Raw genomic sequence first — 16,172 nt, forward strand, 5'->3', positions numbered from 1 at the left:
AGATGCGCGCCCGAAAGTTCATGCGCCGTTCTAACGGAATGTCTTTGATGGTAGCGAGGGAGGGACTCGAACCCCCGACCCCAGGATTATGATTCCCGTGCTCTAACCAGCTGAGCTACCTCGCCACGGGCGTTCAAGGTCGGCAGAAGCCGTGAACGCGCGGCATATAAAAAGCCACTCACGGGCCTGTCAAGCAAAGCCGCCCGATATGCCGGCTTATTGCGGGATAGTGCTTATTTTGGTCGCGCTTATTTCGGCCGCACGGTAGGATCCCCGCCGGGGCTGCCGGGCGGCGGGATAACCGGCGTATTGCCGCCTTCCGGGGTCGGCGCACGAATCTCCGGATCGACGCCCGCAGGCGGGCACAGCACGCCGTCGGATTTCGCCAGCTTATCGCCCAGCAGCTCCTTGCGCTCGCCCCTTGTCGTTCCGTTCGGCGCGGCCGTGTCGTGATTGGCGCAACTCGCCGAGTTCGGAGAAGGGGCGGGCCTCGCCGTCGTGCCAGGCGGCGTGGCCGGGGTCGGCGGCGCCTGCGCGAGAACGATATCCGGGAGCGCAACAAGCGCTACCGGAGCGACCAATACCAATAACGATACGACCTTCATCCGCATGGCACGTCAACGAACGGACGTAGCGGATGTTCCGCCGGGAACCGGCGCGATCAGGATTTGCGATAGCGGATCAGCGAAAAGTGGCCCATCGGCGGCATCGGGCGACGCTCGGAGAGCGTGACGCCGCCATGCTTGGCGGCCCAATTCACGAGGCGCGCCCACGGGAATTCCGGGCGCCAGCCGAGCCGTCGCGCCAGCGGCGCAAACGCCAGTTCGAACAGGCGGCGCGGCCCGCGCTCGGCGCCGATGTGATTGACCAGAATCAGCTCGCCGCCCGGCTTCAGCACGCGGATGAAATCGTCCAGCGTCGCTTCGGGATCCGGCACCGCGGTGATGACATATTGCGCCACCACTGCGTCGAAAAACGAATCCGCGAACGCAAGATGTTTGGCGTCCATCACCGCCAGCGTTTCGACATTGGCGAGATTGAGCGAACGCACCCGCTGCTGCGCCTTGCGCAGCATCGGTTCGGAAATGTCGACGCCGTACAGTTTCGTGGTGGACGCATAATCCGACAGCGACAATCCGGTGCCGACGCCGACATCGAGGATACGTCCGCCGATCGTGTCGGCGATAGCGATGGTGGACTGACGACCGGGATCGAAGACCTTTCCGAACACGAGATCGTAAACCGGCGCCCAGCGGCCGTAAGCCCTGGCGACGCCCGCGCGGTCGATGTCATTGCCCATGCTCCCCGCGTGCCCCCGGACGTCTACCCGCGCAATTCGGCAGCGAGGGGTTGCGCCGGCGCATCATCTTGCGCGGCGTCTCCGCTTGCGCGCTTGGCCATGGCGCGCGCGATGAACCCGCCGCCGAGCACTCGCGCCTGCCCTTCCGGCCCATCGTAGAACACACAGGCCTGACCGGGCGACACGCCCTCCTCGCCGGCCACGAGTTCGATCTCATAGCGGCCATCGATTGCACGGAGCCACGCCGGTTGGGGCTTGCGCGTCGAGCGGACCCGGACGAACAACTCAAGTCCGGCACCGACAGCGCGATCGAGGGCGCCGTCACCGATCCAGTTCACGTCGCGCAGGACGATGCGATGCATCGTCAACGCTTCGCGCGGCCCCACAACCACATGTCGGCTCGTTGCATCGAGACTCAAGACGTAAAGCGGTGCGCTGGAAGCAATGCCGAGGCCGCGGCGCTGCCCGACGGTGAAATGCACGATGCCCTCGTGGTGGCCGATGACGTGCCCGTCGAGATCGACGATGTCGCCTGGCTCCATCGCGTTCGGCTTCAACTGACTAATGATATCGGTGTAGCGACCGGTCGGCACGAAACAGATATCCTGGCTGTCATGCTTGTCGGCAACCGACAATCCGAAACGACGCGCCAGTTCGCGGGTCTGCGGCTTGGTCATGTCGCCGAGCGGGAAGCGCAGAAAATCAAGCTGCTCGCGCGTGGTGGCGAACAGGAAATAGCTCTGGTCGCGATCCGCATCCGCCGCGCAGAGCAGCGCGCGCGACCCGCCGGCCAGACGGTGGGAGGCGACGTAATGACCGGTCGCCAGCGCCGCGGCGCCAAGCTCGCGCGCGGTGGCCAAAAGATCGCGGAACTTGACCAGACGGTTGCACTCGATGCAGGGCACCGGCGTTTCGCCCGACGCATAGCTATCCGCGAAATTCTCGATCACGGTTTCGCGGAAGCGGTTTTCATAGTCCAGCACATAGTGCGGAATGCCGAGGCGCTCGGCGACGTTACGGGCGTCATGAATGTCCTGCCCGGCGCAGCACGCACCCTTGCGATGGGTCGCCGCGCCATGATCGTAAAGCTGCAAGGTTATTCCGACGACGTCGTATCCCTCGGACTTCAACAGCGCAGCCGTCACCGACGAATCGACGCCGCCCGACATGGCGACCACGACCCGCGTGTCCTGAGGACGGCCTTCCAGTTCCAGACTGTTGAGCATCGATCCCGTCATTCCTAAGACCGCGCAGGTTATACACACCTTGCGGATCGGAGGCTTTCGTGGTGGTCCGGAGCGGGATTCCGCTCCGTCGGGCCGACCGAAAGACCACCCATTAATATAGTCCGTATTCCTGCGAGGCAATGACGGCCAGACGACGGCGCTCGACTAACGGCAAATCTTGCCGCCGGGCAGAAAGGAAGCAGCCAGACAGGTCGGGCCAGCCACCGCCTGACCAGTTAACTCATTGAAAGTGATAGATATTTATTCCAGTTCGATGATGGCCCGGTCCTTGCTGTTCGCTTGGCGACACTATCGCAAGAGGTTGCCCGTGCTTAGCGTGACACCAGAAACCACCACCGGCGTATCGCTTCCGAACGCAAGGCAGAGGTCTGAGCGGGACAACCAATCGACCGACGACACTTTCGGGGTCCTGGTCGACACCAACGCGCAAGCCTCGCAGGCTTCGACCGCGCAGACGTCGAATTCGTCCGATCGGCACGATATGCGTCCGGAACGGCTTGCCGACGCCTCCCGTCGGGACCGCACCGTGCCGGCCGACGACAACGCACAGACGCGCGGCTCCCAGGCGTCATCTGGCCAGCCGCCGCAGACCAATTCGGCAGGACCCGGCACCAATCAGAAACCCGCTACGGGCACAGAAGCATCGAACGGCACACATCACCATCGGGCCAAACACAAGGGCACTGAAGGCGCCTCGACCGGAGATGCTTCCGACCCCATGCTGGCAGCCCCGGGCGCCACAACGGCAGACCCGACCGTCCCGCCGCAACCGGTCACAACGCCGGTTGCGGTTGCCGTCCCGGTCGCGATACCCGTCGCGGCCACGCTATCGGCAGCCGCCGCGCCTGCCGTAACCGGAGCCGCCGGGGCATTGCCGGCTCAGGCGGCTTCCGCAGCTCAAGTCACGCCCGCGGACACCGGGTTCAATCCGGTCGCCGCCGCCGATACCGCGGCTTCCACCGCGGCTATGCAGACCGGAGATGTCTTGGCGGCCGCGGTCGCCGCGGCAACACCGGCCACCGCGAAGGCGACCGCAAAGACACCGGACACAGCGCAGCTGGGCAAGCAGCAGGGCAAGACGACAGCATCGGTCATGACTGGACTCCAGCCCGGACTGATGCCCCCGGACGTAACAGCTCCGCCCGCCGCATCCGGCAATCCCGTCGCGCCGCACGACGCCGCCGTCGGCGATCACAAGCACGATGCCGTCGCCTCCGATGGCGCAAAGACCGCCTCGTCCGATACCGGCACGCTCGCAACACAGCCGGGAGCCGCCGCGCCGCAGCATTCCGCTCAGGCGACCGACGCCACTGCTCCGCAACTGCAACCGGGCCAAACCGACAGCGGTCAGCCGCAGGGTCTCAACAGCGCCTTTGCGCAGCAGCAGGTGCAATCCACGGCCGCGACGACGCCGGTGACGCCGCAGTACAATGTCGCGGCCGCAGCCGGCGCGGCGGTACCGCTGAACGGACTCGCGGTCCAGATCGCGGTCACGGCGCTGAGCGGCAAAAGCCGCTTCGAGATCCGGCTCGACCCCGCCGATCTCGGCCGCATTGATGTCCGTCTCGACGTCGATCGCCAGGGCCGGGTCACATCCCATCTGACGGTGGACAAGCCGGAAACGCTTGCGATGCTGCGGCAGGATGCGCCGCAACTCCAGCGCGCGCTGCAGGACGCGGGCCTGAAGACCGGCGACGGCGGCCTGCAATTCAGCCTGCGCGATCAGTCCTCCCAGGGCCAGACCGCGCGCGACGATACCGGCCGCAACGCCCGGCGCCTGATCGTGACCGAAGACGCCATCGTTCCCGCGGCGGCCGCCGGACGAAACTATGGCCGGATCCTCGGATCGAGCCGCGGCCTCGACATCAGGGTTTAAGGAGACGGACATGACGACGTCAGTGGGTTCCGCGGTTCAGCAGGTGGTGTCGGGCACGACGGCGCCGCCTGCTGCTTCCTCTTCAAGCTCGTCGGCATCGACCAGCAACAGTACGCTGGCCGGCAACTTCCAGACCTTTCTGACACTGCTGACGACGCAGTTGCAGAACCAGAACCCGCTCGATCCGCTGGACACCAACCAGTTCACTCAGCAGCTCGTCCAGTTTGCGGGCGTCGAGCAGCAGTTGAAGACCAACGACCAGCTCACGAGCCTCGTCTCCCTGCAGCAGACCGCGCAGGCAACGCAGGCTCTGGACTTCGTCGGCAAGAACGCCGTGGTCGATGGCAGCACCGCCACCATGGCCAACAGCGCGGCAACCTGGCAGCTCGGCGTCCCGGCGGCCTCCACCCTCACCGTCAATATCGCCAACAGCACCGGCCAGAACGTCTTCTCCGGCTCCTACGGCGTCAATGCCGGCGACAACCAGGTTTTCTCCTGGAACGGGCTCGGCAACGACGGCACGCAATGGCCCGACGGCAAATACACGCTGACGGCGACAGCCGCCGATGCGTCCGGCAATCCGGTCCCGGTTTCGACGCAGATTCAGGGTCAGGTGAATTCGGTTGATCTGACCCAGTCGCCGCCGCTGCTGTCGATCGGCGGCCAGACCTACACCATCAGCCAGATCAAACGCATCGTGAACTGACCATAGCCGCGGTTCCGTTAATCCGCTGCTCCCCAGTCTTTCTGCTTAAATGACCGGTCCCGGAGCCGCCCAGCCGGCGGCCCGGTGCCGTTGCCGGAACGGCATTTCGAAGGAGAATCGTATTGAAGCCTTGGGCTTAGGCAAATTTTAAGCCGCAGCGCGTAGGTTCGTCGGTGAGTTCAATGGTTTAGAGTTTGTGAGTACGCCATGACAGAACCCCACCGCCCGAGGGTGAAATACGTCATCGGGCCCGACGGCAGCCCGTTAACGATCGCGGATTTGCCGGCACCCGGGACCAAACGGTGGGTAATCCGCCGCAAGGCCGAAGTCGTGGCCGCGGTACGCGGCGGCCTGCTCTCCCTCGAGGAGGCCTGCAGCCGCTACACGCTGACCGTCGATGAATTCCTGTCGTGGCAGTTCTCGATCGACCAGCATGGCCTTGCCGGGCTGCGCACCACCCGTATTCAGCAATACCGCCAGTAAGGCATCTTCGCGGATATTTCGGATTTTCAGAAAACCGGCATCCTTTCGGATGGCGGTTTTTTGCCGTTCAGCAATTTCGTCACGGGTCTTAACCGCCGTTAACCATATCGAAACCATCCCATAGGCAATATTTGCCGAGCCGGCCTTTCCACGGGCCGAATCCGAGGGGCTGGTTCGTTGCAAGGTCTGCTGGCATTCCTGAAAGGTCTGGGTCCATCCCGGCTGATGGCGATGGTCGCGGTCACTGCCGCTCTGATCGGCTTCTTCGCGTTCGTCATCATGCGCGTGACGGCCCCGCAGATGACAACGCTCTTTACCGATCTCAGCGTCGAGGACTCCTCCGGCATCATCAAGGACCTCGAACGTCAGGCAATCCCCTACGAGCTGCGGAACGACGGCGCCGTGATCATGGTGCCGAAGGACAAAGTGACGCGGTTGCGGATGAAGCTCGCCGAGGCTGGACTGCCCAAGGGCGGCGGAGTCGGTTACGAGATCTTCGACAAATCCGACGCGCTCGGCACGACGAGTTTCGTCCAGAACATCAATCGTCTGCGCGCGCTGGAGGGCGAACTCGCCCGCACCATCAAGTCCATCGACCGCATCCAGGACGCCCGTGTCCATCTGGTGCTGCCCGACCGGCCGCTGTTTTCGCGCGAAGCGCCCCAGCCTTCGGCGTCGATCGTGCTGCGCGTCCGCGGCAGCCTCGAACCGCAGCAGATCCGCGCCATCCGCCATCTCGTCGCCTCGGCCGTCAACGGACTGAAGCCGCAGCGGGTGTCCATCGTGGACGAAACCGGCCAATTGCTTGCCGATGGCTCGGCGACCGATGCCGACGGCGTGAGCGGAGACGAGCGGCGCGCCGCATTCGAAAAGCGAATGCGCAATCAGGTCGAGGCAATCGTGTCGTCGGTGGTTGGCAACGGCCGTGCGCGCGTCGAGCTCTCCGCCGACTTCGATTACAACAAGATCACCCAGACCTCGGACAAGTTCGATCCGGAAGGCCGGGTGCTGCGATCAAGCCAGACCCGCGAGGAATCCTCTGTCACGGCCGACAACAACGGCCAGGTCACGGTCAACAACGAACTGCCCGGCAATCAGCAAGCGGACAATCCAGCCCCCGCGCGCGACCAGAGCAAGAAGAGCGAAGAGACCAACAACTACGAGATTTCCCGCACCACCAAGACCGAGGTAACCGAAGCCGGCCGCGTCAACCGCATTTCGGTCGCCGTTCTCGTCGACGGCACCTATACCAAGAATGCCCAAGGCCAGATGGTCTACGCGGAGCGCAGCAAGGAACAACTCGACCGCATCGCGACGCTGGTGCGCTCAGCCATCGGTTTCGACCAGAAGCGCGGCGACCAGGTCGAGGTCGTCAACCTCAAATTCGCCGAGCCGCCCGCCGTCGTGCCGCTGGCCGAGCCGACCGGCTTGCTGGGAATGATGCAATTCACGAAAGACGACGTGATGTACGTCATCGATCTCGCCGTCATGTTGCTGCTTGGCCTCGTGGTGACGTTCATGGTGATCCGTCCGCTGGTCCGCCGTATCCTGGCGTCGGAGCCGGCCCCGGCCGGCGCCGCACCGTCCGCGCTTCCGGCCCCGACCGACGCCAACGCCCAGGCCGGCGCGACCGGGCAAAATCTCGTTCCCAGCGGCAGCGCCACCGCGCAGCTGATCGACGTTGCCCAGGTGCAGGGGCAGGTCCATGCCCAGTCGGTGCACCGGGTCGGCGAACTGGCCGAGCGCAACCCTGCCGAAACCGCTTCCATCATCCGTCAATGGCTCGCCGAACCCGCGTGATCTGATATGGCCGTACCGCAAACCACCACCGCAAACGCCAACGACATCGCCAGCGTCGTCGCCTCGCTCGCGAGTCGTCAGAGCAACCGTCCGAAGTCCAAGCCGATGAGCGGGCCGAAACGGGCGGCTGTGATGATGCTGGCGCTGGGCGAGCAGTACGGCGGCAAGGTCTGGGCCATGCTGGACGACGACGAGGTCCGCGATCTGTCGCTGGCGATGTCCACCCTCGGCACGGTCGAGGCCGATGTGGTCGAGGATCTGCTGCTCGAATTCGTCTCGCGGATGTCGGCGTCCGGCGCGCTGATGGGCAACTTCGATGCGACCGAGCGGCTGCTGACCCAGTATCTCCCTTCCGAACGTGTGTCGGGAATCATGGACGAAATCCGGGGGCCTGCCGGCCGCAACATGTGGGAAAAGCTGTCCAACGTTCAGGAGGAGGTTCTCGCGAACTATCTCAAGAACGAATATCCGCAGACCATCGCGGTCGTGCTGTCGAAGCTGAAGCCAGAACATGCCGCGCGGGTGCTCGCCATCCTGCCCGAAGACATGGCGCTCGACGTGGTCGGCCGCATGCTCAAGATGGAAGCAGTGCAGAAGGAAGTGATCGAGCGCGTCGAGCAGACGCTGCGCAGCGAATTCATGTCCAACCTGTCGCAGACCCGGCGCCGCGACGCCCACGAGGTGATGGCGGAAATCTTCAACAACTTCGACCGCCAGACCGAGACCCGTTTCATCACCTCGCTGGAGGAAGACAACCGTGAATCCGCCGAGCGCATCAAGGCGCTGATGTTCACGTTCGACGACCTGGTGAAGCTCGACGCAGGCTCGGCGCAGACCCTGATGCGCCATGTCGACAAGGACAAGCTCGGCATCGCGCTGAAGAGCGCCAACGAGGAGGTTCGCGCTTTCTTCATGGGTAACATGTCAACCCGCGCCGCCAAGATGCTGATGGACGACATGGCGGCGCTTGGACCGGTCCGGCTGCGCGACGTCGACGAGGCGCAGGCGCTGCTGGTCAATCTCGCCAAGGACCTCGCCGCCAAGGGCGAAATCATGCTGTCGAAAAACCGCGCCGACGACGAGCTGGTGTACTGATGGGCGCTCCGGCGAAATTCCTGTTCGACACGGACTTCTCGGTTTCGCATAAATCCAGGGAGCGGGCGCCGACGGCTGTGGAGATCGCGCAACAGATCGCGGCCGCGGAAGCCAAGGCCTATCAGAACGGGTTCGACGCCGCGCAGCGCGAAGCCAGGGTACAGAGCGACCGCCGCATGGCGCTGGCGACCGAAGCCATCGCCGTCGGCATCAGGGAGATCGCCGAACGCTTCGCGGGCGTCGAGGCGCGGATGGAGACCGAGGCGGTCGATGTCGCCGTCGCGGTCGCGCGCAAGCTGTGCAGCGAGATGATCGCGGCCGAGCCCCTGGCGGAAATCACCGCGCTGGTCTGCGAGAGCTTCCGGCATCTGGTGTCGGCGCCGCATCTCGTGGTGCGGATCAACGATCAACTCTATGACGCGGCGCGCACGCAAATCGAACGCCTGGCCAAACAAAGCGGGTTTGCCGGACAACTCGTCATTCTCGCGGAGCCCGATATCGAAACCGGCGACTGCAGGATCGAATGGGCTGACGGAGGGATCGTGCTGGAACGCTCGGCCACCAACGCCAAGATCGACGAACTGGTGCGCGGCTACATGACGTCACGCCAATCGAACGGCAACGCCTGAGGGCATGGAAACGAACAATGAGCGATAACGACACTCAGGTGCCGCTTCCCGACCTCAACGCCGCCGATGCGCCGGCGATCGACGACATTGGATACAGCGAGGACGAACAGGTCTCGCGGATCGCGTCCGACCTCGAAGCGGTGTTCGACGTTCCAGTCCAGGTGTCGGCCGTGCTCGGTCGCTCCAAGATGGACGTCGGCGCGCTGCTCAAGCTCGGGCCCGGCAGCGTTCTGGAACTCGACCGGCGCGTCGGTGAGGCCATCGACATCTACGTCAACAACCGGCTTGTGGCACGGGGCGAGGTCGTTCTCGTGGAGGACAAGCTCGGCGTGACCATGACCGAAATCATCAAGGCCGAGAAAGCCTGACAGCACCAGCCGCCGCGAGCGCTGAACACATAACAGGAGCAACCCATGCGGCTTCTCATCGTTGGCACACTGAAGGGCCAGCTTACGACCGCCACCAAGATCGCCATGGACAATGGCGCCTCCGTCACCCACGCAACCGGCAACGAACAGGCCATGGCGGTGCTGCGCGGCGGCAAGGGCGCCGATCTCCTAATGGTGGATGTCGGTCTCGACATCCGCGACCTCGTGATCCGGCTCGAGGCCGAACACATTCACGTCCCGATCGTCGCCTGCGGTATCACCAGCGACGCGCGCGCCGCCGTCGCCGCGATCCACGCCGGCGCCAAGGAATACATCCCGCTGCCGCCCGATCCGGAGCTGATCGCCGCGGTGCTGGCCGCCGTGGCGAACGATTCCCGCGATCTCGTCTACCGCGACGAAGCCATGGGCAAAGTCATCAAGCTGGCGCAGCAGATCGCGTGCTCCGACGCCTCGATCATGATCACCGGCGAATCCGGCACCGGCAAGGAGGTGCTGGCGCGCTACGTGCATACCCGCTCCAACCGTGCCAGACGGCCGTTCATCTCGATCAACTGCGCGGCGATCCCGGAGCATCTGCTGGAATCCGAACTGTTCGGCCATGAGAAGGGCGCCTTCACCGGGGCAGTTGCGCGTCGCATCGGCAAGTTCGAGGAGGCCACCGGCGGCACGCTGTTGCTCGACGAAATTTCCGAAATGGACGTACGGCTGCAATCGAAGCTGCTGCGCGTCATCCAGGAGCGCGTGATCGACCGGGTCGGCGGTGCCCGGCCGGTTCCCGTCGATATCCGCATCATCGCCACCTCGAACCGCAATCTCGCGGACGCCGTGCGCGAGGGCACCTTCCGCGAGGACCTGCTGTTCCGCCTCAACGTCGTCAACCTGAAGATTCCGCCGCTGCGCGAGCGTCCGGCCGACATCCTCGAACTGGCGCAGCATTTCGCGAAGAAGTATGCCGACGCCAACGGCGTGCCGGTGCGTCCGGTTTCGGCGGACGCACGGCGCGTGCTGACGACCAACCGCTGGCAAGGCAATGTCCGCGAACTTGAGAACACCATTCACCGCGCGGTGCTGATGGCGAGCGGCGACGAGATCGGCGCCGACGCGATCCTGACGCCGGACGGCGACCGCCTTGATCTCGCGAAGACGGCACCGGCCGTCGCCCATGCCACGCTCGCCGCCGAGCAGGTGACGCGTGCGCTGGTCGGCCGCACCGTGGCCGACGTCGAGCGCGACCTGATCCTCGAAACGCTGAAACATTGCCTCGGCAACCGCACCCATGCCGCCAACATTCTCGGCATCTCGATCCGGACGCTGCGCAACAAGCTCAACGAATATGCCGATGGCGGTATCCCGATCACACCCGCGGGCAACGGCGATCATCGCGCGTTCGTGGCAACGGCCTGACAAACCGAGTTCGCCGCGAGAGCAACCCGGCTTGCACTCGCCTCGCGAATGGTTAGGTTCCGAAGGTCGAGTCGCGGCATCGCTGCGCAGGCTCCGTCATCCTTCGAGACTCATGACCTCCTTCACGCCGCATCAGGATTCAGCGCTGAAAGCCGTCGCCGACTGGCTGAAAGCCAAGCCCGGCAAAAACGGTACGCCGCCGTTGTTCCGCCTGTTCGGCTATGCCGGCACCGGCAAGACCACGCTGGCGCGCCATATCGCCGATGGCGTCGACGGAGAGGTCAAGTTCGCCGCTTTCACCGGCAAGGCCGCGCTGGTGATGCGCAACAAAGGCTGCGACGGCGCGTCGACCATTCACTCGCTGATCTATCGCGCCCGCGAATCCGGCGAGGAGCAGCCGAGTTTTGAGTTGTGGGACGATGCACCAGCCTCGAAGGCCAAACTCATCGTCATCGACGAATGCTCGATGGTCGACGCGGAACTCGGTCGCGATCTGATGTCGTTCGACTGTCCGCTGCTGGTGCTGGGCGATCCCGCGCAGTTGCCGCCGATTCAAGGCGCGGGCTTCTTCACCAATGCCGCGCCGGATGCGATGCTGACCGAGGTTCATCGTCAGGCGAAGGACGACCCGATCGTGCGGATGTCGATGGACGTGCGTGAGGGCCGCGATCTCGACATCGGCCGCTATGGCGAAAGCGAGGTGGTGGCGCGCAGCGAACTCGATCCGTCGCGCGTGATGGATGCCGATCAGGTGCTGGTCGGGCGCAACAACACCCGCCGTTCCTACAACATGCGATTCCGGCAACGGCAAAACATCGAAGACCCGCTGCCGGTGGCCGGCGACAAGCTGGTCTGCCTGCGCAACAACCGCAAGAAGGCGCTGTTCAACGGCGGCCTGTGGCGCGTGAAGTCCCGTGCAGCCTCGAAATCGAAAATCATCACGATGCGACTGTCGCCCGACGAGGAATTCGCTCACAAGGTGACGAAAGTCTCGGTGCGGCAAGACTGCTTCGCCGGCGGCATCGAGGATATTCCGTGGGAGCAGCGCAAACCCTACGACGAGTTCGACTACGGCTATGTCCTGACGGTGCACAAGTCGCAGGGCTCGCAATGGGACGACATCGTGCTGTTCGACGAAAGCTTCGCGTTTCAGGACAGCCGCGCGCGCTGGCTCTACACCGGCATCACCCGGGCCGCGAAGCGACTGAGCATCGTGGTGTAGCAGTTCGTCGCGGAAAGGCTCGCTAGAACAGACCGGCTTGCTATTCAATCGTCATCGAACTAAAAAAATTGAACCATGAAGCGGACATCGGGCACTAAACATTATGACCGTCGTCACATGGTATTGTGGCCGCTCGCGGCAATCTGACGCCTCGCCAATTGTGATGGCTTGAACAAATATCTTTTGGTCATAATCCCACCATTGAGGAGCTTGAATGATGCGATCGAAGATTCTGTTGGGAGCACTGCTCGCCGGTTCCGTGGCGTTCACATTTTCCGTGCCGGCAACCTCAGCGCCGCTCATGGGTCAATCCGATATGAGCAGGGCTGCGCCATCCTCGATCGAGACCGTGCAGTATTATCGCCACGGACACAGACATTATGGCTACGGTCATCATCATCATGGTGGCGGCGCCGGCGCATTGATCGGCGGCCTGGCGGCCGGCGCCATTATCGGCGGCGCGATTGCCGCCGGTCAGGCCAATGCGGCGGCGCAACAAAACGCAGCCTATTGCTCGCGGCGCTACCGCTCCTACGATCCGGCGTCCGGAACTTATCTCAACAACGACGGCTACCGTTACCCCTGTCCGTAACGCCGGAATCTAGAGCCTTTTCGCTTCTGATGGAATCAGAAGCGAGGCTCTATGATTTTGATTTGACGCGTTTTCTTCACGCGAACCGGTGACTATCCTCGAGTCAAGCCCGAGGACATACTTCGCTCGAAAACGCTCTCATCGGCAGCGGATATCGTGCCTATACATCCAAACCATCGCCGCGGAGCCGGTTGGCTCCGCGGTTTTTTTTGACGTGCGACCCAGCACGTCTCCAGCGTGGCATTTCAGACGTTCGCTTTTGAACGAGCCGATCCATCGGTTGCGGCAAAAGCCAGTTCCAGATCGGCGATCAAGTCGGCGGCATCCTCCAGACCGATTGAAAGCCGTATGAGACCGCTCGTTATGCCGGCGGCCTTGCGTGCTTCCTCCGACATGCTGGCATGGGTCATCGTCGCGGGATGAGCCACCAGGCTCTCGGTGCCGCCAAGCGACTCCGCGAGACTGAAAAGCCGCACGGCCTCGACGAAGCGGCCAACCTCCACCTCGTCTCCTTTCAGTTCAAAGCTAAGCATCGCGCCAAAGCCGGATTGCTGGGCTTTGGCGACGGCATGACCCGGATGCGAGGGTAGCCCCGGATAGTGGCACGCGGCAACAAGGGGATGCTTGACGAGAAACTCGGCAACCGCTTGCGCGTTGCGCTGCTGCCACTCCATGCGCGGAAACAGCGTGCGGATGCCGCGAAGGGCCAGATAGGCATCGAACGGTGCCCCCGTGACGCCAACGATGTTGGCCCAGCCCGCCAGCACCTCGGCATCAGTGGCATCGGCCGCGATCACTGCGCCGCCGACCATGTCCGAGTGACCGTTGAGATATTTCGTCGTCGAATGAACGACGAAATCCGCGCCGAGCGCGATCGGTCGCTGCAGCGCGGGCGACAGAAACGTATTGTCGACGGCGACCTTGGCACCGACCGCTCTCGCCTGCACGACAATCGCCCGGATGTCGACGATGCGCATCAGAGGATTGCTCGGGGTCTCGATCAGGACGAGCCTGGGCTTGTCCTGGAATGCCGAAATCAGCGCCGCCCGGTCGTTCTGATCGACAAAGGCCACCCTGAAGTGGCCGCGGTCGCGGCGGTTCACAAGCAGGCGGTGGGTGCCGCCATAACAGTCATGCGGCACAAGCACAATGTCGTCGCGTGACAGTTGCGACAGCACCAGATCGATCGCGGCCATGCCCGAGGACACCACCACCGCGCCCGCGCCGCCCTCGAGCTTGGCGAGGGTATCAGCCAATAAGGTTCGGGTCGGGTTGCTTGTCCGCGTGTAGTCATGCGGGCCGCTGCGCCCAAGACCGGGCCAGGTGAAAGTGCTCGACAGACAGATCGGCGGCGTCACCGCTCCGAAAGTATCTTCCGCCGCGATGCCGTTTGCAGCCGCGACCGTTCTCGGATTCATAGATTCGGACATGACGTTCGTGAACTTTCGATGAAAATGCGAGGGCCGCACGATCCCGTCCGGGATGACGCGGCCGGCCGTGCGCGGCATATTTAAAGGACTTCGGACGAAACACAAACGCTTCCGCAAGCCCTGCGCAACCTGCGTTGCGCAGTCACAAAGAGCTTGCGCGGCATTGGGCGCGGCGCGGTCTTTTCCGTTTTGAACAAGGCTCGTTTGACGGAGTCAACACATCCGGGATGCAGGCGGAAAACCGCTACACACTTTTCCTAATCCCGCCTAGTCGTTGAAAAACCGCCCCTCCTTCACCTCGACGACATAACCGGCGCGAATGGCAAAATCGCCGAAGTGTTCGCCGGGCTTGCGGTCGCGGGCATAATGGCCGAGCGTCTTGTCGAGCGCTTCGAGGATCGCGCCCTCGCCGACATTTTCGAGATACATCTTGTTGAGGCGCTCGCCATGGAAGCCGCCGCCGAGATAAAGATTGTACTTGCCCGGAGCGCGTCCGGTCAGGCCGATCTCGGCGATATAGGGCCGCGCGCAGCCATTCGGACAACCGGTCATGCGCAGCGTGATCGGGTCGTCCTTGAGTCCATGGACGTTGAGGATGGCTTCGATCTTGGTAATGAGATCGGGCAGATAGCGTTCGCTTTCGGCCATCGCCAGACCGCAGGTCGGAAGCGCGACGCAGGCCATCGCGTTGAGGCGCAAGCCGCTGCGAGTCTCGAACTGGTCGAGGCCGTATTGCTTCATCAGCGCCTCGATAGCCGGCCGATCCTCGGGAGCGATGTCGGAGATAATCAGGTTCTGGTTCGGCGTAATGCGGAACATGCCCTTATGGACCTGCGCAATGGCGCGCAAGCCATCCATCATCGGATGGTCCGGCGTATTGATGACGCGACCGTTCTGGATGAACAGGATGCAATGCTCGCGGCCGTCCTCGCCCTTGACCCAGCCGAGCGGATCGCCGTTCGAGGTGAAAGTATAGGGTTGCGCAGGTTGGAACGCGACGCCGAGACGGCGCTCGGCCTCCGCTTTGATCCAGTCGAGCCCCTTTTCGTCGATGGTGTATTTGAACCGGGCGTGCAGCCGGTCGAGACGGTCACCGTAGTCGCGCTGGACCGACATCACCGCGTCGATAGTCGGAAACAGCTTGTCGGCGTCGATGTAGCCGATCACGGTGGCGAGGCGCGGATAGGTCTTCGGCGCCTGATCGGTCCGGCCGAGACCGCCGCCTATGGCGACGTTGAAGCCTTTCAGCTTGCCGCGACGGGCGATGGCGATGAAACCGAGATCCTGGCCGTAGACATCGATATCGTTGCTCGGCGGGATCGCGAAGCCGATCTTGAACTTCCGGGGCATGTAGGTGCGCCCGTAGAACGGCTCCTCGGGACCATCCGTGTCCTGACGCTCGGCCTCGTACCAGATTTCCTTGTAGGCGCCAGTCCTGTGAACGGCGTGGTCGCTCGCCTGCTTGGCAAGCGCATAAACTTCGGCGTGCAGTTTCGACAGATCGGGGTTGACCGTGCACATCACACCGCGGGTATCGTCGCCGCAGGCCGCTTTGGTGTCGAGCAGGACATCGCGCAATCCCTGGATCACGGTGCGCATGTTATGCTTCATAATGCGATGAAGCTGGAAGGTCTGCCGCGTCGTCAACCGCAGCGTATCGCCGCCATAAGCACGCCCCAGGGCATCGAGCTTCAGCCATTGGCTCGGGCTGCAAACGCCGCCCGGCAGGCGCACGCGCACCATGAAGGAGAAGGCAGCCTCGAGCTTCTGCCGCCGCCGCTCGTCGCGGATGTCGCGATCGTCCTGCTGATAGATGCCGAAGAACTTCATCAGCTTGGCGTCGCTGGCCGTCACGGCCGCAGTGATGTCGTCGGCCAGACTCTGCTTGATCGTGCCGCGCAGATAGTCGCTGTTGGCCTTCAGCGTTTCGTCCGGCCCGAGCTTGTCGAGGGGTTGGGAAACATCGCGGCTGCGATCGGGCTCGGTCTTCACATCCATT

The 16,172-nt window shown here is 63.5% G+C and carries 16 protein-coding genes and 1 tRNA gene; 10 read left to right on the forward strand and 7 right to left on the reverse strand.

Going from position 1 to position 16,172, the window contains the following annotated elements:
- Positions 1-48: 48 nt before the first annotated feature.
- The 4 genes from V4R08_RS08930 to mnmA form a co-directional block, all read right to left on the reverse strand.
- Positions 49-125: transfer RNA gene (locus tag V4R08_RS08930), tRNA-Met, on the reverse strand.
- A gap of 123 nt (positions 126-248) precedes the next feature.
- Complete coding sequence (locus V4R08_RS08935; protein ID WP_335579034.1) at positions 249-611, reverse strand: hypothetical protein; 363 nt, start codon at positions 609-611, stop codon at positions 249-251.
- Positions 612-661: 50 nt separating this feature from the next.
- Positions 662-1,300 carry a class I SAM-dependent methyltransferase gene (locus tag V4R08_RS08940; protein WP_335579035.1) on the reverse strand — a complete coding sequence of 213 codons (639 nt, stop codon included), beginning with the start codon at positions 1,298-1,300 and terminating at the stop codon, positions 662-664.
- Between the two features lie 23 nt (positions 1,301-1,323).
- The gene (mnmA, locus tag V4R08_RS08945) at positions 1,324-2,526 is read right to left on the reverse strand and encodes a tRNA 2-thiouridine(34) synthase MnmA (protein WP_335579036.1); all 1,203 of its coding nucleotides are present in this window, start codon (positions 2,524-2,526) and stop codon (positions 1,324-1,326) included.
- Between the two features lie 328 nt (positions 2,527-2,854).
- Here mnmA and V4R08_RS08950 point away from each other — a divergent pair, with 328 nt between their 5' ends.
- The 9 genes from V4R08_RS08950 (at position 2,855) to V4R08_RS08990 (ending at position 12,151) form a co-directional block, all read left to right on the forward strand.
- Positions 2,855-4,423 (forward strand): flagellar hook-length control protein FliK, encoded by a 1,569-nt coding sequence (locus V4R08_RS08950; protein WP_335579037.1) that lies wholly within the window; start codon positions 2,855-2,857, stop codon positions 4,421-4,423.
- 10 nt (positions 4,424-4,433) lie between these two features.
- Positions 4,434-5,129: a flagellar hook assembly protein FlgD gene (locus V4R08_RS08955; RefSeq protein WP_335579038.1), complete on the forward strand. Its 696-nt coding sequence runs from the start codon at positions 4,434-4,436 to the stop codon at positions 5,127-5,129.
- Between the two features lie 207 nt (positions 5,130-5,336).
- On the forward strand, positions 5,337-5,612 hold the full coding sequence (gene sciP / locus V4R08_RS08960) for a CtrA inhibitor SciP (protein WP_002714638.1): 276 nt from the start codon (positions 5,337-5,339) through the stop codon (positions 5,610-5,612).
- A 177-nt stretch (positions 5,613-5,789) separates the two neighbouring features.
- Positions 5,790-7,412: a flagellar basal-body MS-ring/collar protein FliF gene (gene fliF / locus V4R08_RS08965; protein WP_335579039.1), complete on the forward strand. Its 1,623-nt coding sequence runs from the start codon at positions 5,790-5,792 to the stop codon at positions 7,410-7,412.
- 6 nt (positions 7,413-7,418) lie between these two features.
- Entirely contained in the window at positions 7,419-8,507 is a 1,089-nt protein-coding gene (fliG, locus tag V4R08_RS08970) for a flagellar motor switch protein FliG (RefSeq protein ID WP_335579040.1), read from the forward strand.
- Complete coding sequence (locus tag V4R08_RS08975) at positions 8,507-9,136, forward strand: FliH/SctL family protein (RefSeq protein ID WP_335579041.1); 630 nt, start codon at positions 8,507-8,509, stop codon at positions 9,134-9,136. Before fliG ends, V4R08_RS08975 begins: the two co-directional genes overlap by 1 nt.
- Positions 9,137-9,153: 17 nt before the next feature.
- Positions 9,154-9,504: a flagellar motor switch protein FliN gene (gene fliN / locus V4R08_RS08980; RefSeq protein ID WP_335579042.1), complete on the forward strand. Its 351-nt coding sequence runs from the start codon at positions 9,154-9,156 to the stop codon at positions 9,502-9,504.
- Between the two features lie 45 nt (positions 9,505-9,549).
- Positions 9,550-10,929 carry a sigma-54-dependent transcriptional regulator FlbD gene (gene flbD / locus V4R08_RS08985; RefSeq protein WP_335579043.1) on the forward strand — a complete coding sequence of 460 codons (1,380 nt, stop codon included), beginning with the start codon at positions 9,550-9,552 and terminating at the stop codon, positions 10,927-10,929.
- A gap of 112 nt (positions 10,930-11,041) precedes the next feature.
- Positions 11,042-12,151, forward strand: coding sequence for an ATP-dependent DNA helicase (locus tag V4R08_RS08990; protein ID WP_335579044.1), 1,110 nt, complete (start codon positions 11,042-11,044; stop codon positions 12,149-12,151).
- A 51-nt stretch (positions 12,152-12,202) separates the two neighbouring features.
- Here the strand turns inward: V4R08_RS08990 and V4R08_RS08995 are convergent, their stop codons facing one another.
- Positions 12,203-12,454, reverse strand: a complete 252-nt coding sequence (locus V4R08_RS08995) for a hypothetical protein (protein ID WP_335580311.1) — start codon at positions 12,452-12,454, stop codon at positions 12,203-12,205.
- Here V4R08_RS08995 and V4R08_RS09000 point away from each other — a divergent pair.
- A complete protein-coding gene (locus V4R08_RS09000) occupies positions 12,366-12,743 on the forward strand; it encodes a BA14K family protein (RefSeq protein WP_335579045.1) in 378 nt (125 codons plus the stop codon). The two genes, V4R08_RS08995 and V4R08_RS09000, sit on opposite strands and share 89 nt — an antisense overlap.
- Before the next feature lie 245 nt (positions 12,744-12,988).
- Here the strand turns inward: V4R08_RS09000 and metB are convergent, their stop codons facing one another.
- Both metB and V4R08_RS09010 read right to left on the reverse strand, forming a co-directional pair.
- A complete protein-coding gene (gene metB, locus V4R08_RS09005) occupies positions 12,989-14,173 on the reverse strand; it encodes a cystathionine gamma-synthase (protein ID WP_335579046.1) in 1,185 nt (394 codons plus the stop codon).
- Between the two features lie 267 nt (positions 14,174-14,440).
- Entirely contained in the window at positions 14,441-16,171 is a 1,731-nt protein-coding gene (locus tag V4R08_RS09010) for an NADPH-dependent assimilatory sulfite reductase hemoprotein subunit (RefSeq protein WP_335579047.1), read from the reverse strand.
- Position 16,172 lies beyond the last annotated feature (1 nt).

The organism is Nitrobacter sp. NHB1 (genome assembly GCF_036964665.1).
GTDB lineage: Bacteria > Pseudomonadota > Alphaproteobacteria > Rhizobiales > Xanthobacteraceae > Nitrobacter.

Excerpts from the sequence above, each read along its gene's own strand:
- flbD (WP_335579043.1), top strand. The coding sequence starts at position 9,550 with ATGCGGCTTCTCATCGTTGGCACACTGAAGGGCCAGCTTACGACCGCC.
- fliN (WP_335579042.1), top strand. The coding sequence starts at position 9,154 with ATGAGCGATAACGACACTCAGGTGCCGCTTCCCGACCTCAACGCCGCC.
- V4R08_RS08975 (WP_335579041.1), top strand. The coding sequence starts at position 8,507 with ATGGGCGCTCCGGCGAAATTCCTGTTCGACACGGACTTCTCGGTTTCG.
- V4R08_RS09010 (WP_335579047.1), bottom strand. The coding sequence starts at position 16,171 with ATGGATGTGAAGACCGAGCCCGATCGCAGCCGCGATGTTTCCCAACCC.
- V4R08_RS09000 (WP_335579045.1), top strand. The coding sequence starts at position 12,366 with ATGATGCGATCGAAGATTCTGTTGGGAGCACTGCTCGCCGGTTCCGTG.
- V4R08_RS08940 (WP_335579035.1), bottom strand. The coding sequence starts at position 1,300 with ATGGGCAATGACATCGACCGCGCGGGCGTCGCCAGGGCTTACGGCCGC.
- fliG (WP_335579040.1), top strand. The coding sequence starts at position 7,419 with ATGGCCGTACCGCAAACCACCACCGCAAACGCCAACGACATCGCCAGC.
- V4R08_RS08995 (WP_335580311.1), bottom strand. The coding sequence starts at position 12,454 with ATGAGCGGCGCTGAGGTTGCCGGCACGGAAAATGTGAACGCCACGGAA.
- sciP (WP_002714638.1), top strand. The coding sequence starts at position 5,337 with ATGACAGAACCCCACCGCCCGAGGGTGAAATACGTCATCGGGCCCGAC.
- metB (WP_335579046.1), bottom strand. The coding sequence starts at position 14,173 with ATGTCCGAATCTATGAATCCGAGAACGGTCGCGGCTGCAAACGGCATC.
- V4R08_RS08990 (WP_335579044.1), top strand. The coding sequence starts at position 11,042 with ATGACCTCCTTCACGCCGCATCAGGATTCAGCGCTGAAAGCCGTCGCC.
- mnmA (WP_335579036.1), bottom strand. The coding sequence starts at position 2,526 with ATGCTCAACAGTCTGGAACTGGAAGGCCGTCCTCAGGACACGCGGGTC.
- V4R08_RS08955 (WP_335579038.1), top strand. The coding sequence starts at position 4,434 with ATGACGACGTCAGTGGGTTCCGCGGTTCAGCAGGTGGTGTCGGGCACG.
- V4R08_RS08935 (WP_335579034.1), bottom strand. The coding sequence starts at position 611 with ATGCGGATGAAGGTCGTATCGTTATTGGTATTGGTCGCTCCGGTAGCG.